We start from the raw sequence: 16,771 nt of genomic DNA on the forward strand, positions 1-16,771 counted from the left end.
GGAATGAAAGGGTCAATAACCTGGTGTTTTATCCCCGCCTAAATCGCCAAAATGCCAGTGTAGTAGCATGGTTAAAGCCGCTTCAACACGTCCAGCAGGCCACCCTCGAGCAGCAAGCGGTCTGAGATGTCTATCTCTTGAAAGTTTTTTTCCGTGAACTTGAGATGAGGACGACTGAAGTTGAGCAACACGAAGCCCTTATCTTGATCTGCGCCCACATTCATGCTGCGGCGGATCTTGAGGTTTTCACCGGCGACGTCTTCATCGACGAAATGAGTGCCCGAGGGCAAACCGCCTTCGGCGGCAGATTTCCACAGTTTATTCTCTATGGTGTCGACCATCCAGGCCGCCGCCGCCCGCGGGAAGCCGGTTTGATAGAGATTAAGTCCTGGTTCTTCTGCTCTATGGGCAAACATTGCCGGGCTTTTCTTAATGAAGTAAAAGTCGCTGGCAGAGGCCACTACATACAAGGTTTCATCCTTGAATAACAAGTAGTCGAGCTTGGCGATTAGCCTATGGCCCGCGGGCAAGCTGTCCGTGTGTAATAACTGCATGGGGATTCCTTTATTCTTTTGTTAATCAGGCCTTCAAGGGAATGGCTGGGATCAGGGTTACTGCGCCGAGTGTCTGCAGCTCGTCTATGGTGAGCGGATCGCGCTCGAAGGTGAAGGTCTCCACTACGCCGGAGTTTTGGCCTATGTCCTTGGCATAGCGGTTATTCTGGTCGACCTTGGTCATACCGTCGCCCGCGAACAGGGGATTGGCACCGAACTCTCCCTGCATCACATGCCTGGCGCGATTTAATGTTCGCAGCTCGGGATCAGGAATGGTTTCTAATGCATATTCTTCTACCGCATCTCTGTTGTGGACATTTTTCCCTGTACCTGCATAAGCGGCCATGAAGCCGGCATAACCCTCGGAAAATTCTGGGGTTAGGATCGCCGCTAGGCAAGGTTTAGTAAAACCTTCTTTCTCGGTCAATTCCTGCTCGGCGAATCGACGCATATTATCATAGGTGGGGATAAAGCTGCTGCGCTCGGCCTTGGGCGGCATCTTCTGCATATCTATGACTGCCAGAGTAAAGGACTGGCTGGGATCATAATTATCTATGCCAAACAGGGCCGCCAACAGTTCGGGATCCGTATCCACCTCGCCGCCAAGATGCTGGCGGCTTCTTTTAGACTAGTTGGCTGTAACTTAGCCCCAGGCCCCTTGGCTTCGACCACAAAATATTCCAACAAGGTGCAATTAGTGGCATGTAGCATGGCTTAACGCGGTTGCTGCCAGACAAGCCCTTCTGGAATAAATGGGTCGATTATTTGGTGTTTCATCCCCGCCTGAATCGCTAAGTTGGTGAGCGCGAGGGCGTATTCTGCGAAATGACCTTCAACCATGCCCTTCCATTCACCATAACGGGCTTCATGGTGACAAATCTCCAACTGTTTTTGAATGCCAGTATCGAACACGCTTTGGTCGTTGATAATAATGCCCCATAAAGCCAAATGTAGGGTGTAGTAATTACTGCGACCAGTGATTTTTTTACTGGGCTTAGCAATATAGGCTTCCATGCTTTTTTGACAAAAACCAGCTGCTCTAATCTTATCGCCGCTAAACCACGCATGTAATGCATGCACAAAGTCGTCGGCAGTACCTGGTTTGCTATTGCGAGGGCGCCATTGGGCGGGAAATAAGCCGCAGGCCTGCTTGGCTATGGCTAAATCTCCTGCGGCCATGGCATAGTTGAAACAATCAACGACATCAATCGCTTGTGCCCCCCTAGTACAAGCATCACCTAGAAAGTTTGGATACTCAGGAGAATAAGCCATTAGTAGCGGTTTAATTTTATATTCTGCCGCTGTGTGAAAGGCTTCCTTGGCTAAGTCCCAATCGCCATGCAACGCATAAGCCATACCAAGGCCCGCGTATTCCATTGCATAAGCGCAATCAACAGATTCAACTTCAATATCATTAATCTGATAGTAACCAGAAGCTTCTGCATTACGCCGCCGTTTGATACGCTCTAATTCCGATTCAATATCCTGTTCTATTTCAGCCTGCGTCATTTGGGGGATTTTCTTTGCTGCCATGGTTATTTTTTCCCTGAAAAGGCGTTATTAATAATATCTTTCGCATCATTAAAATGGGGGATGGGCTCATCCAACACTTTGTCTATAAGGTTACCGTCTTTATCTTGGCTAAAGGCGCGAACCTGACCGGTTTCGGTATTAGTAAATACCGCCAGATGATTTTTCTTACCGGTAGCTAATTCAATATCCCCCCAAAGTGCTTGCTCATCTTCGGTATATTCACCACCTTGACGTTTGGATGGCTGATTGACTTTGCCTTTTTTGCCTGTCATCTGTCTTGCACGGGTAAGATTTTTCGCTTCGGAACCCTGTTTTTGCTCTTTAGTATTCGTGCTCAAGACGTTACTGTCTTTGTTATAGCCTTTGAACTCAGCTTCAACTCTCTTACCATTGGCATCATAATACATGCCATCGGGGCCATGGTATCGGTTAATAAAGCGCTCGTCAGGCTTAAGACCCAAACGATCTACTGCATGGTTACCGCCAAGGTGACCCAAGGCTTCAGCGGGGCTGCGGGCATCTTTCAGCGCATCTTCGACCACTTTAGTCAATTCTTTGTATAGACCTTTGGGGTCGGTGAGCAGCTTCTTGAACTTTGAACTCGCCAATTCGACAGCAAGTAGCGCGGCACTGTAGCCTCGCATGTCCTTAATCGTATTGGCACCCGCTTGCTCGGCGGTATCGATATCGAAGGTGACTATGCCGGCATAACGTTCGCGGACTTCCTCTGGGGTTAATAGTTTATTAGTCTGAGTATCCGTTACCTTGATAATACCTTGTTCTGCTAACCATTCCGCCTCCGCTGCGCGTTGACCCGCGATGACATCATTAGCGATTTGTTTGGCACCACCCACGATTGTATCAATAGACGATTCATGGGATTTAATTTGTGCGATAGGGGCGGCAACGAGCGGTGACGCTGAGCGGCTCTTATTGGTACTGGTGGTGTTACTGCTAACAGTGGCAGATAGTACACTGCCCGCCAGCGGCACTAAACCGCCTATACCTGGGGAACCTGCCGGCGGTTTTGACCAACCGTCGGTTAATTGCCAGACTAATAGCTTGCCTGAGATAAAACAGTCGACCACGGCCAGCGCCACTTGATGGGTGTTTAAGTTCGGCAGTTTCTGACACCAAGGCATGGCTTGCAAATAGAGTTTTCGAAACACGGTATCTTGTTGCCACTCAGGTTGCAGTTTGTATAAAAATTGGCGGCCAAAAATGAGATCTTGAATAAGGGTGAGGTAATCTTCACCCAGATCCATTCTGGCAAAGGGGCAATTGCTGATAAGATAGGTTTTTCCCCATATATCCTCAACTATTACGCCGTCGTAATTTACATAAGACATCCGTTTCACTGCTCCATGCTAAAACTGTTGAACGCGTTGAAAAGTGACTATTTGTTATTCATCAGCTCATTGGCTCTGCGTATTTGGCGTTCAGCATCTTTTACTTTCCGAGCTTCAAGTAATTGGCTACCCAAATTGAGATATTTATCAGCCAGTTGCTTACGTAGCTCATTGTAGGGAGAAAAGTCAGATGGAACTATGGGTGTATAAGCTTCAAAACGTTGATAAACCTCATCCACATCTGCAGTACTTTTACTGGTGACTAACAAGTTTTCCAGAGTAGCAAAGGCATTTTGATAGAAAACAGTGGCATCTGAATAGGGAAATGCGGCTTGTTGACCTTTCGCAATGGCTTGATGGTAAATAGACATTGCTTTTACAGCGGTTTTAAGCTGATTACCTTGAGATATTAATGCTTTAGTTTGTTCTGTACTTGAAAAAAGCAGGTTTCCAGCATTAATAAGTTGTTCTAGTACAATGGGATCTAACGCTTGCTTAGCTTGATCAAATGCTTGGATAAAAGCCTGTATTTCGTTGTCTTGTAGCTGAATGCTGTATTGTGGATCTATGTGTTCAAAATTAGCTGCAATTTTATAGATATCGTTGCCATTCGTTTGGTGTGAGTAATTCTGTTGTAATAAGAAACTCGCTAATTGTTCACGTAAGACATCAATCGCAGTTTGTTTTCCACGAACCATATTATTATTCAAGGTGAGTAAGAAATAGGAGTCGGGATAGAGGGCTCTTGCTTCACTGAGCAAGCTTTGCATCTTAGGGTAGTCGGGATAATCATGCTGTTTGTCAGTGAATATGAGATCCACTTGCTGCTCAACATAGCTAAGGATGTTTTCTCTTTGCTGTCTAAGCAGTCCAGCACGGATGATGGGGTCTTGCATCTCAAGGCTTGGTAAGGTTGCAAGAAACTGTTTAGCGTCGAGATCGGCAAATGCTAATAGCTGACGACTGTCAAGTTCAAATTGTGTTTGTCTTGCTTGTACTTGTGCAACCTTGTTTTCCTGCGAATAAATTTGATAACTCATACCACCTAATACTGCTAGTACCGCTATTGTTGCCAGCGTAGGTTTCCAGAGTTCGCGCTTGAGATGTGTCATTAAGCTTGATATGGAGATATTTCTATCAGCAGTATTAAAGTTAAGTGCTTTTTTTAGCGCTAACCACTGTAATACATTTAGGTGCGATGGCTTTAATGCGATTTTACGTTGCGCTTGTGCCTTATCGGCAGGCATACGGTCAAAAGGATGTTTGCTAGTAAGAAGCTCATAGGTTACACAGGCAAACGAGAAAACATCATCAGAGACAGCAGGTGTCTTTTCTGCAAGCAAATCTGTACTTGCATAGGCAGGTGTAAAGCCATTAATTGGCGCATTCTGTGATAAAGGGGCTGCGGCATACGCGTCATAATTTAGTTGCATGCGGTGTGCAACGCCAAAATCGAGTATTTTAATATGTCCATGTCGATCCACCATAATATTTGCAGGTTTTAGATCAGCATGAACTATGCCTCTTTTGTGTGCATAATTTAATGCATCTGCGATTTGCTCTAGTAACTTCATCGCAGCCGTAAGACTTAACCCCTTGGGCTTATAACGTTTTATGATCTGGTCTAAGCTTTCACCATCAAGATACTCCATAACGATAAAGTATCTGTCTTGATCTGAATCAACATCAAACACACTCACTATATTAGGGTGTGACAGCAGCTGGGTTTTATGTGCTTCTTCTAATAGGAGTTGTAATGCTTCTGGCTGATTTACAAATTGTGATTGCAGTACTTTAATCACAACGTGGTTATCTTTTATCCCAGAATTTTCAAGGAAAATATCCTTCGCTCGATAAACATCACTCATACCACCAGAACCAATCTTACTTTCTAAGTAATAACGATTTTTTAATGTGGAACCTTCTAGGGAAACAGAGGGAGTGTCTACGATAGGAATAGTTGTAGGGGATTTAATAAAGAGTGTTTTATCAGATGTGTCTAATTCTTCTGAAGAGTTGTTAATGTTAGTGTTTATTTGAGTAGAAGTCCCAGATGATTCGTCAGTTTCATCAGCCAGTCTCACTCTCCCAGAATCAAGCATGCCACACTCCTGTTATGGATCTTAGAAAGAACTATTATCCCATATAGTCCAAAGAATTAAGGGTGAATAGATTTATCACTTTTAATAAAGTGAATCATGTTACAGCTCGCTTTGTTTGCAGTCAAATAGCTCTTGTTAAATTCCTCACCTAAATTCATCGTCGTAGTTATACCGTATTCTCGATATTATAATATTTAACAGAAGTAATAACATTTAGCCATTTCAGTCGTTCATTATCATTGCTACTTTTGGCTTATAATTGAAAATAAAAAATAATACGAAAGAACGACGTGGTGATATTTATCTATTTCCCTTTGTAACCATCTAATTTAACTTGTGATTTTAGCCAAATTACTTGGAATACTCTTTCTAATATTTTCCTATGTGCTCTAGTTTGGTTGACACGAACTTTTTTTAAAATTAGTCTCTGCAATCTCGCAATAGTTCAGACTTATTGTGCTTAGCCCATGGGATGGATTTGTAATACAGGAGTATTAAGTGCATCAAATTGATACATTCATCGAATTATCAGTCGTAAGTTACCATCGACTCTCACCACGCCAAATATCAGTTAAGCGATTTGGCACGAGTGGTGGCAGTCTTGGTCGTTCTGAAAAGGCTGATTGGTGCTTACCTGATCCCGAGCGAGTTGTTTCTGGTATCCATGCTTTAATCCTTTTTGAGAATGGGCGTTTTTTTATTAAGGATCAGTCAACTAATGGATTATTTCTAAATCGTTCGGTTGAGCCTATTGGGCAAGAAAAACAAACTCCATTAGTTGAAGGTGATGTCCTTTGCCTCGGGGATTATGAAGTTAAGGTTTCAATTTGTGAGCTAAATACAAAAAGCCATTCAGATATAACTCAGGTTAATAAACCAACTTATAATCAAAAGAATACATCGAAGAACCTGTCATTATCGGACCCTGGACAGGGCGTTTCAATTGAGAGTATTCAGACTTCGATAAAGGGTGTGCCTGACGGTATTGCTGTATCGTCAATTATTGAACGTAGTGATAATGATCCTCTTACACAACATTTTATGGCACCTAGCACCTTGATCCCTGATGAGTGGGAACAGCAATGGACCAGCAATGATGAACAGTTCGACATCGTACCTGAAAGCTTGAATAGTAAGGTATTCGATGAGAAAGACGCAGAAATCAAAGTAGGGCAGAAAATAGTTAGCCCATTCTTGTCTCAACAAGATGGACGTAATGGCAGTGTTGCATTTTTAAGAGGGTTAGGGATCGATAATTATGAACAGTACCTTGAAAATTCTGATGAGTGGTGGGAACAGCTAGGTATTGCATTGCAAGAATCGTTATCAGGTTTAATCCAGATTATGCGAACAAGATCTGAAGTTAAGAGCAACTTTAGAGTGAATCAAACAACGTTTCAACAGAAAGAAAATAATCCACTGAAATTTTCTGCCTCAATCGATGATGCATTTCATAATTTGTTTAATCGGTCAACGTTAAGCTTTATGCCAGCAAAGCAAGCGATACAAGAGGCGTTCATCGATATTAATCGTCATGAATCTGCCATTATTGCAGGCGCTAAGGGTGCTGTGAATGGTATTTTAACTCAATTGTCACCGACAGAAATTGCCAAACAAGATTATAGCGAGTCATTGTTCGATAAGTTAAACCCTGCACAGCGGAAAGCAAGATTTTGGAATATTTATCAACTCAAACATAATGGACTTGTTGATGAAATAAATATAGAGAATAGTAACATAAGTGATGAGTTTGTAAATGCATATGATGCTTTTATGAATAATAGATGAATAGTGCAGTGTTATTAATAACAAAGGAGTTGTAATTAATGTTTAATTATAAAGCATTACTAGCCGTAGTGATGTCTATGAGCTTAATCGGATGTCAAACTTTTTATTCGGCCTTTCCGCCTTCAACAACGATGAACTTTCGTATTGCTAACGATATCAATCCTGATAGTGATGGTCGAGCGTCACCGGTTATTGTAAATGTGTATGAATTGGCATCAAAAACGGTTTTTGAGAATCAGGACTTTTTTGCACTATATGATAATGCGAGCGAAACATTAAGAACGGACTTAATTAAAAAAGATGAATTAGTTTTTGAGCCTGGTGCTCGCTTAGAGTATGAAATGTTTTTACAACCAACAACTAAAGCGGTTGCGATTTTAGTTGCCTACAGGGATGTAGAGGGCGCACGTTGGCACGCAGTAATCGATGCGGATCCTACTGGATATGATGATGCATATGTTTATATCGATAAACTTGCGGTCTATATCAGAGACCGAGACACCGAAGCGGCAACGAAGCGCTAATATCTCATAATGGAGTTGTTTAGATGAGTCATTTTAGCAAGATAGCTTGGACTGAAGGAACGTTTCTACGTCCACAACACTTTCAGCAGCAAGAACGTTACTTTTCTAATGTGCAGCAAAAGTGCAATGCGATGCTGTCACTTTTCCCTTGGGGAGTCTCAGAATTAGAAATTGATGACAAAGCAACAAAATTTTCTCAGTTTGGTATTACTTCATTACAGGGAATTTTACCTGATGGAACATTGCTTGAGTTGCCAATGAATGACTTAATACCATCTGTTATTGAGATACCTAAATCGTGCCGTGAGCAACAGGTATTTCTTTGTCTGGCCTTCGAGAAGGTGAATAGCGTTGATATTGCAACCGCAGATAGTACAACAATAACTCGCTATCAATTTTCAGACCAATTGGTTTCGGATAACACATTATCAGAAGAAAGTGCAGAGCTACTACAGGTTGCGCAGTTGCGTTTATTGCTGAAGCTCGAGAGTGAAGACCGCGGTGGTTATATTGCAATGCCAATTGCAAAAATAAAAGAGGTTAGCGAGCACGGTGAAATTAAATTGGATAAGAAATTTATTCCACCAACGATTAACATTCAACGCAATGGTGAATTAAAAGGATTTATTCAGGAGACGTTAGGCATGTTGAGACAACGTGCTGAAGCGCTGGCCGCTCGAATCTCAAGGGGGCAAGGAAACGCCAACTCGATAGCCGATTTTTTAATGCTACAGGTGCTTAATCGATATGAGCCGATTTTTCAGCATATAAAGCAAAGTGATGGACAGCATCCAGAATACCTTTATCAACATGCTATAACCATGCTTGGAGAATTGGCGACTTTTACCAGCCGAGATAAGCGTGCACCTGAATTCCCGCAGTATAACCATACTGATTTGGCCACAGTATTTGGCAACTTATCGGTGATATTAAACCAAACGTTAAGTGTTGTATTAGAACAAACAGCCATTGCGTTACCAATTGAACAGGCTAAGTTTGGCATTATGGTATCTCCATTAACGGATAAAACTCTGTTGGAGTATGCGCAGTTTGTATTGGCCGTTAGTGCAGATTTACCCGCTGATGATGTGCGTAAACACTTGCCGGCAAGATTAAAAATTGGACCCGTTGAACATATTAGAGAACTGGTCAATAACCAATTACCTGGCATTGCTGTTACAGGATTACCGGTGGCGCCAAGACAAGTACCTTATCATGCTGGTTTCCATTACTTTCAGTTAGATAAGAGCGGAATTTATTGGGAAAAACTCAGTAATAGTGGCGGTATTGCTTTGCATCTATCTGGTAATTATCCGGGATTAAAGCTGGAATTGTGGGCGATTAAATCTTGATGATTTTGTATTTCAAGACTCTTTACAGGGATGTATGTCATGTCAGATAAGACAATAATGAAGCCTCGACCGGGAGCAAGAAAGGCTGATCCTGTTGGCACAAATGCAAGTCGTGATGACACTAGTCATCAGAGCGATAAAACCCAAATGGCGATACCAAAGGCGCCAACATCATTTCAAAGTGGCCAATTGTACTTATCGGTGAGTGATAATGTGCTAATAGACGAGGCAGGCCTTCTGTTTTCTTTAGTCGCGCCAATCCGAAGTACGCAACAACATCAAGATGTATTAGGACTTAAGAAACACTGCATTTATTTAATTCAGCAGTACGAATTGCAATTGAGAGCTAAGCAAATATCCTCTGAATTAATAGAGCGGGCTCGTTACTGTGTATGCAGTTTTTTGGATGAACTCGTACTCAACACCGCCTGGGGTGAAAACAGCGATTGGGGGACCGAGAGTCTGCTTTCTACTTTTCATAACGAAACATTTGGTGGAGAGTATTTTTTTACGCTTTTAGAAAGTGCTATCGCTTCCCCAAAAGAAAATTTAATGCAGTTAGAGTTGCAATATCTTTGTCTATCTCTTGGCTTCATTGGGAAAATGAGAGTTGAAACGAATGGCTATGAAAAACTAGAACTTATAAAAGACCGTGCTTATAAGGCTATACGTAGTCAAAAAGGTGAACCACCGAGAGATTTATCACCACATTGGCATTCCGATGCAAAGAATGTTAATCATCTAGAAAATCGTATACCCCTATGGGTAATGTGCTCTTTTGTTGGCGTTTTATTACTCAGTGCATATATGTATTTAAGTTATAAACTGAATGCACAGTCTGATGCTGTCAATCGGCAGATGAATTCTTTAATTGTAGATAATACGCCACAAGCGCTTCAGGTTTCAGCCTCTACCGTGCATGAAGGCGCACGTTTGCAACAGTTACTGCAAACAGAAATTGGCATGCAATTACTCGAGGTTATTGAGTTACCGGATCGCGTGAGAATTCGGGTGGGACTTCATCATCTTTTTACAACGGGCGGAACCGATCTCAATGAAGGGTTCCAGCCTGTTATTGTGAAAATAGCTAGGGCCCTAGAAGGGACGAAAGGCCGTATTTTAGTGAATGGCTATACCGATGATCAACCCATATTTACAAGCAAATATCCATCAAATTGGCACCTTTCATTAGCAAGAGCAAATGCGATGGCAGACAGTTTAGCTGCTGGAGCAGATTTACATGGACGTTTACAGCCCGAGGGGCGAGGTGAGGCAGAACCTGTTGTACCCAATGATACCCCTGAAAATCGGGCTTTAAATCGTCGTGTCGAAATAGACTTACTGAAATAAGATGTATTAGCAAGGGATAGCTTAATGAACTTCAAAGCAATACTTAGCATGTTACTGAGAGTAATAAAGTCGTCATTATTTATTACAGTACTCGGTTTACTCGCTTTAGCATTACTGATTTGGTTTGGTGGACCACTCGTTGCGATTGCAGGTGTAGAACCCCTTGCGACGACGAGTGCACGACTGATCACATTATTATCAATCGCTCTGATTTGGATGATCTCTCAATTCATCAAACGCAGCCGTGAGTTAAAAACTCATAATCAAGCTGTAGAATCTCTATTAAGTAGTGACGAACAGCAACATGATGAATTAGCAAAACGCGATATCGAAATACTCACTTCGCGGATGCAGAAAGCTATCGATATATTGAAGAATGCACGCTTTAGCCGTGCAAGGGACATATACCAATTGCCTTGGTATATGCTTATTGGCGCACCAGGTTCAGGTAAAACGACCACACTACAAAATTCAGGTCTAGAGTTTCCGCTGATGGAGCAGTTAGGTATTGATCCTATCAGTGGTGTAGGTGGTACACGTCAATGTGATTGGTGGTTCACAAATGAAGCCGTCTTAATCGACACTGCGGGTCGATATACTACGCAAGATAGTCATGCGTCACAGGACTCAGCTGCATGGCAAGGATTTTTAGGTTTATTGCGCAAATATCGACCTCGTAGACCGATCAATGGTGTGCTCGTATTTGTTAGTTTGTCGGATCTGATCAATCAGACTAAAACCGAGCGTAATATTCATGCTAGAGCAATTAAGCAGCGAGTACAGGAGCTTCAAAGCCAACTAGGCATGACCTTTCCTGTGTACGTTATTTTTACAAAAGCCGATTTAGTCGCGGGTTTTACTGAGTTTTTTGCAGATTTAAGTGCGGAAGAAAGAGAGCAAGTTTGGGGAGTGACATTCTCTGCAGACCAAACATGGGATGAAACGGGTGCAGTCTCTCAGTTTAATAAAGAGTTCCACGCGCTGATTAATCGTTTATATCAACGATTATTTACTTGTTTACAGCATGAAAGAGATCTTGAAAGTCGAAGTGCTATCTATGAATTTCCTCGCCAGCTTCGTTTGTTGCAGAGTGCCGCGGATGATTTTCTCAAAGAAATTTTTTCACAAAACCCTTTTGAAAAATCAACAATGTTACGCGGGGTATATATTACAAGTGCAACGCAACAAGGTATTCCTATCGATAGGATCATGCAGCAAGTTGGAGGAAGCAGTGGCTTAGCTGAACCGCCATTAAGGCAGCAAAAAGGCGAAGGTAAAGGATATTTTATCCATCGTTTCTTTGAAAACATTCTTATCCCAGAACGTGATCTTGCGACTGTAAATCTTCGCCACAAAACTAAGAATACATGGCTACGTCATGGTGTTACGGCGCTAACCCTGATCGCCACCACATGGATTCTATATGCTTGGTATGACAGTTATCGCTGGAATCAGCAGTTGATTGAAAATGCCGCTCAATCAGTTGAACATTACAAAGCTGCTTCTAAATCAAACACCGATCTATTAGCATTAAATAATCAATTGAGTATTTTACGTGATATGCCTGCTGGATATGCTGGTGTTTTACCCGATGGAGAACTGAAAAATATCGGCTTATATCAAGGTGATAAATTAGGACAGTCAGCGAAGATAATTTATAGTAAAGCATTATATTCAAGCTTACTACCTGAGTTCGTTAATGGTTTGACAAATGAAATGAGAACGAATAGCACTCATCGAGATTATTTGTATGAGACGTTAAAAACATATTTAATGCTTTATCACCCTGAAAAGTTTAAGAGCGAGCAAATTACTACATGGTATGAAGCATATTTGCAGAGACATTTGCCTGGTGAGGTTAACTCAGATACAAGACGTTCCTTGCTATCTCATCTAAATGCATTAATTGTTAATGGGGCACAGCTCCAGAATTATGATGATAAAATAGTCGCTGAAACTCGAGATATATTGCTCACTATGCCTTTGTCAGAACTGGCATATCAAAAAGTTAAGAATGAGTTAATGCAAAATAACATTCCGGACTTCAAATTATCAGATGTGTTGGGGATGGAAAGCGCAAATGTTATTGTTCGGAAAAGTGGTGAATCATTAAAACAAGGGATACCAGGGCTTTATACATATCAAGGTTTTCATGGTGTATTCAACATTGAGAAGCGAAGGATAATAAAAGCATTATTAGCCGATAACTGGATATATGGTGACATTAAAGCTGAAGAAGATGAAGAAGTAGAAAAAGTATTGTCAGCGCAAGTTACGGAAAAGTATTTGCGTGATTATATTAACTACTGGAAAGAGCTACTTGCAGATTTAGATATACAGAAAATTGACGATTTAGAACAAGGTCTTTATGTGACTAAAGTCCTCGCCGGGCCTGAGCAGCCTATCCAAAGTTTGATTAAGGCTTTCCAACAAAACACAAAACTATCGTCGTTGCCTGAGTCTGCAAACGTGGATATGACGCTTGATGTTGCCGGAAAGGTAGCCGATACAAAGTTTTCTTCACAAAAATCAAGAATTGGACGTTTGCTTCCTGACGAACTTCCTGACTTTGGTACACAGCTGCCAGGGCATGAAGTGGAGTTAGCATTTGCACCTCTTCTTGCGATTAATAGTGCGCAAATGGAACAAATTGCACAGACGAGTCAGCAATATTATGCGTACCTAGAGCGGTTATATGCACCTAGTGGTGGTATGGCAATGCAGGCATTTGCAAATCAAAGAGAAAACAATGCGGGCGAACTAAGCGTTATGTTACGTCGATTGCGTAGTGATGTGCCATCTCCTTTTTCTGATTGGCTTGGTAATATCTCTACAGACACATCAAAACTATTTGCTAAAGGTAGTCGACAACACATCAACGATGCTTGGAAAAGTAATGTTGTTTCAGAATATCAAAAAGCGATCCATGGGCGTTATCCTCTTGATAGGCATAGTTCTGTTGATATTAAGCTCCGGGATTTCGAACGTTTCTTCGGATATGGAGGCGTATTAGAGCAATTTTTCATCGATTATTTGAGCCCATTTGCCAATACGAACCTCGAACAATGGCGCTTTAAGCAGAATATTGGTGTGAGTGATAGAGTGTTGAAAACTTTTCAAGCGGCGCAAAACATTCGAACAATGTATTTCGAGCCCGGTTCTCAAAAGTTAAAAATTGGTTTTAGATTAAAGCCAATTTACTTGGATAAGCATATTACACACTTACTCGTTGAACTTGATGGGCAGGAGTTATCTTATAGGCATGGACCAACGCGTATGACGCAGTTTTTTTGGCCCGGCGATAGAAATCGATTACAGACTCGACTCGTTTTTACTCCTGCTAACTCAGGTTTACTATCAAGTAATACCTTTAAAGGTGAGTGGTCATGGTTCAGATTATTGGATGAACTGGTGAAGGAGCGTCCTGAAACTAAAGACGATGGGATTCTTTACTTATCTGTCCAAGGAAATAAGGCTAGAGTCGAACTAGTGCCAGATAGTGTCGATAATCCATTTTTAAGTGGTGCATTGGAGGCATTTAAATGTCCGAACAACCTTTGAGACCACAATTAGGTATATATGGGAAAATTCCAAGCCACGGTGATTTTATTACTCAAAATTTACCGACAGATTTTATCAATGGATGGAATGAGTGGTTACAAGCTGTAATGGCGGTAAGTCGTGAGCAGCTTGGAGAGTCGTGGCTGCCTACGTATCTAACAAGCCCGATTTGGCACTTTGCTCTTTCTGCAAATGTTTGTGGTGAGTCTCCAATTATAGGCACTGTTATTCCGAGTGTTGATGCAGTTGGGCGAAACTTTCCATTTACATTAGCGGCAGCTATTGATATCTCGCCAGCTCAAGCATGGGAGCAAAAGAGTTGGTTTTTTGAATTAGAACACCGAATTTTGCAAAGTTTAGACGATGATTTTAATTTAACGGCATGGATTAAAGAATTACAGGAAAATGAGATCCCATGGACGCCAGTGAATAAAATAAGTACATCAGGTAGTACTGGGGAAAATATAAAACAACCATGGGTGATAGAGTCAAATAAAGACATATCATTTTTAGATTTATTACACCAGAGTTATGTACAGCAGTTTGGTCGATACTGTCTTTGGTGGACAGCAGGATCAGAACAGATTGAGCCTTGTATGCTTGTCACTTCTGGTTTACCCCAAATTAGTCAATTTGCGGGAATGATCGCTGGAAATTGGGCGAAATGGAATTGGCAACTTAAGACCATTAGGTCTTAGTACTGGATGTAATTATGCAATTTTTATCTGATGCACAAACACATAAGGGACTTGTTCGCAAAATTAATGAAGATGCCTACTTGTCATTACCGGAATTTGGTTTATGGGCTGTTGCTGATGGTATGGGAGGACATGCTGCTGGTGATATAGCAAGTCAATTGGTTATGGATGTATTAACTCAGACTGCATTGAAACATAAAGAAAGTATTAGCGCTGAAATCATCGTTCAAGCTTTGTATGATGCAAATCGTGCGGTGTGCGATTTTAGCGAAGATACATTAGAGGGTAATACTGCTGGTACCACTGTTGTTGTGCTTTTTATAAGTAAAGATACCTATCACGTGTTTTGGGCCGGCGATAGTCGATGCTACCTGTTACGTTCTGCTAATCTCATTCAGCTTAGTAGCGATCATAGTCAAGTTAATGACATGATTTTACAGGGATTAATTTCTGAGAATGATGCGGAGAATCATGAGCTTTCAAATGTCATCACGCGGGCAATCGGTGTTGATGCCGATATAGAGGTTGACTATATATTTGGTCGTTGCAGTCCCGGAGATATATATCTTTTATGTACCGATGGATTGAATAAAGAAATTCCTGATAGAGAAATTGGTGATTACCTACTCAATAACAATGTGTATGAAGCTAACAGAGCGCTACTCCATTCAACCTTGGTTTCTGGTGCGAAGGATAATGTTACGAGCATTCTAGTGAGTATATTTGATTCTAATTTAGATTATGAATGTGCCAAAACGATCCCGCTATATTCTAAGCGTTGAACTCTGACTTTTGGCTTTTTTCGCAACTGATATGGAATAATGAACAATGGACTATGACGATATAATTGATTTCTCATTACTAATAAAAGATGTTAATGAGTCGGCTCCTTCAGGAGTCGATCCTCGCACAGATATATCTCCAAGTTCTCAGTATTATCGATTAAAAGATATTCGTAGCAATGCTAGAGCGAATGAACGGAAGCTGCTGGTAGAAGAAGATGACTTTCAGTCTTTAGTTGGAGATTGGCGACCGATTATTGATGAGATACCAAATGCCCTTGTGCACGAGGTAAAGGATCTAGAGTTTGCTGCTTGGTTAATTGAAGCATTGTGTCGAGTTTATGGCTTCAGAGGGCTTGCCATTGGCTTTAAAACTGCACACCTTATCATAGAGAATTTTTGGGATAGTTTATATCCTAGTCCCGATGATGACGATATTGAATTTCGCATTGCATCATTAATTGGACTTAATGGCTACGATGGTGATGGCGCATTAATTACACCAATTATGAGTATTCCGATTACTCAAGATACCAGCTCTGGATGTTATGCTACTTGGCAATATATTCGAGCATTAGATCTGTCTAGAGAAAATGAGGATAAACAGCGGAAAAAAACAGATAATGGTGTTATAAGTGTCGAGCAAATTAATAGAGCTGTTTCTGAATCCTCAAAAGAATTCTATGGGGACTTAGTTGAGCAATTGAATAGTGCTATTGATGAATTTGAACAGTTATCAAAAAATATGGATAGGGTTATGGGACAACCACAACCTACCACAGCTATTAGCAAAGCATTACAGAAATGTCTTGATTCAGTTAAATATCTTGCGGCCGATAAATTAGCAGTTATTAGTGTTGAAATTGACGATGGCATTGGTATTAATTTTGATGACGAAACGCAGACAATCGGTGCTGTCGGTAATCAGCTACAAACACGGCAACAAGTTATTAGAAGCTTACAACAGGCTGCAGAATTTTTTAGAAAAACTGAACCTCATTCGCCTATGTCTTATTCGCTAGAGCAAGTTATTCGTTGGAGTAGCTTAACTTTACCTGAGTTATTGCAAGAGCTTATAGATGATAGTAATAGTCGCAATGGATATTTTAAACTTACCGGCATAACTGAAACTAAGTAATGTTAATCATGCCTAGGTGATATTATGCCAAGGCAATTCT

General features: G+C 41.3%; 13 protein-coding genes. 8 read left to right on the forward strand and 5 right to left on the reverse strand.

Annotated elements, in window-relative coordinates; translation table 11 throughout:
• Positions 1–71: 71 nt before the first annotated feature.
• The 5 genes from COW15_RS16600 to COW15_RS16620 form a co-directional block, all read right to left on the reverse strand.
• Complete coding sequence (locus COW15_RS16600) at positions 72–554, reverse strand: hypothetical protein (RefSeq protein WP_293633875.1); 483 nt, start codon at positions 552–554, stop codon at positions 72–74.
• A 25-nt stretch (positions 555–579) separates the two neighbouring features.
• Positions 580–1,149, reverse strand: a complete 570-nt coding sequence (locus COW15_RS16605; protein ID WP_293633877.1) for a hypothetical protein — start codon at positions 1,147–1,149, stop codon at positions 580–582.
• A 119-nt stretch (positions 1,150–1,268) separates the two neighbouring features.
• Positions 1,269–2,087 (reverse strand): Imm49 family immunity protein, encoded by an 819-nt coding sequence (locus tag COW15_RS16610; protein WP_293633879.1) that lies wholly within the window; start codon positions 2,085–2,087, stop codon positions 1,269–1,271.
• A gap of 2 nt (positions 2,088–2,089) precedes the next feature.
• Complete coding sequence (locus tag COW15_RS16615) at positions 2,090–3,436, reverse strand: hypothetical protein (RefSeq protein ID WP_293633881.1); 1,347 nt, start codon at positions 3,434–3,436, stop codon at positions 2,090–2,092.
• A gap of 47 nt (positions 3,437–3,483) precedes the next feature.
• Positions 3,484–5,538, reverse strand: coding sequence for a serine/threonine-protein kinase (locus tag COW15_RS16620; protein ID WP_293633883.1), 2,055 nt, complete (start codon positions 5,536–5,538; stop codon positions 3,484–3,486).
• Positions 5,539–6,036: 498 nt separating this feature from the next.
• On the opposite strand from COW15_RS16620, the gene tagH reads away from it, so the two are divergent.
• From tagH to tssA, 8 genes are read left to right on the forward strand one after another with little or no spacing between them, the layout of a single operon-like run.
• Entirely contained in the window at positions 6,037–7,326 is a 1,290-nt protein-coding gene (gene tagH / locus COW15_RS16625) for a type VI secretion system-associated FHA domain protein TagH (protein WP_293633885.1), read from the forward strand.
• 38 nt (positions 7,327–7,364) lie between these two features.
• Complete coding sequence (gene tssJ, locus COW15_RS16630; RefSeq protein ID WP_293633887.1) at positions 7,365–7,850, forward strand: type VI secretion system lipoprotein TssJ; 486 nt, start codon at positions 7,365–7,367, stop codon at positions 7,848–7,850.
• Positions 7,851–7,873: 23 nt separating this feature from the next.
• Positions 7,874–9,202 carry a type VI secretion system baseplate subunit TssK gene (gene tssK / locus COW15_RS16635; RefSeq protein WP_293633889.1) on the forward strand — a complete coding sequence of 443 codons (1,329 nt, stop codon included), beginning with the start codon at positions 7,874–7,876 and terminating at the stop codon, positions 9,200–9,202.
• Between the two features lie 39 nt (positions 9,203–9,241).
• A complete protein-coding gene (gene tssL, locus COW15_RS16640; RefSeq protein ID WP_293633891.1) occupies positions 9,242–10,552 on the forward strand; it encodes a type VI secretion system protein TssL, long form in 1,311 nt (436 codons plus the stop codon).
• 24 nt (positions 10,553–10,576) lie between these two features.
• On the forward strand, positions 10,577–14,113 hold the full coding sequence (tssM, locus tag COW15_RS16645; RefSeq protein WP_293633892.1) for a type VI secretion system membrane subunit TssM: 3,537 nt from the start codon (positions 10,577–10,579) through the stop codon (positions 14,111–14,113).
• The gene (tagF, locus tag COW15_RS16650) at positions 14,095–14,811 is read left to right on the forward strand and encodes a type VI secretion system-associated protein TagF (protein WP_293633893.1); all 717 of its coding nucleotides are present in this window, start codon (positions 14,095–14,097) and stop codon (positions 14,809–14,811) included. Before tssM ends, tagF begins: the two co-directional genes overlap by 19 nt.
• Before the next feature lie 14 nt (positions 14,812–14,825).
• Positions 14,826–15,593 (forward strand): protein phosphatase 2C domain-containing protein, encoded by a 768-nt coding sequence (locus COW15_RS16655; RefSeq protein WP_293633894.1) that lies wholly within the window; start codon positions 14,826–14,828, stop codon positions 15,591–15,593.
• 46 nt (positions 15,594–15,639) lie between these two features.
• Positions 15,640–16,731 (forward strand): type VI secretion system protein TssA, encoded by a 1,092-nt coding sequence (gene tssA, locus COW15_RS16660; protein ID WP_293633895.1) that lies wholly within the window; start codon positions 15,640–15,642, stop codon positions 16,729–16,731.
• Positions 16,732–16,771 lie beyond the last annotated feature (40 nt).

It is taken from the genome of Shewanella sp. CG12_big_fil_rev_8_21_14_0_65_47_15, from assembly GCF_002783505.1.
Lineage (GTDB): Bacteria > Pseudomonadota > Gammaproteobacteria > Enterobacterales > Shewanellaceae > Shewanella.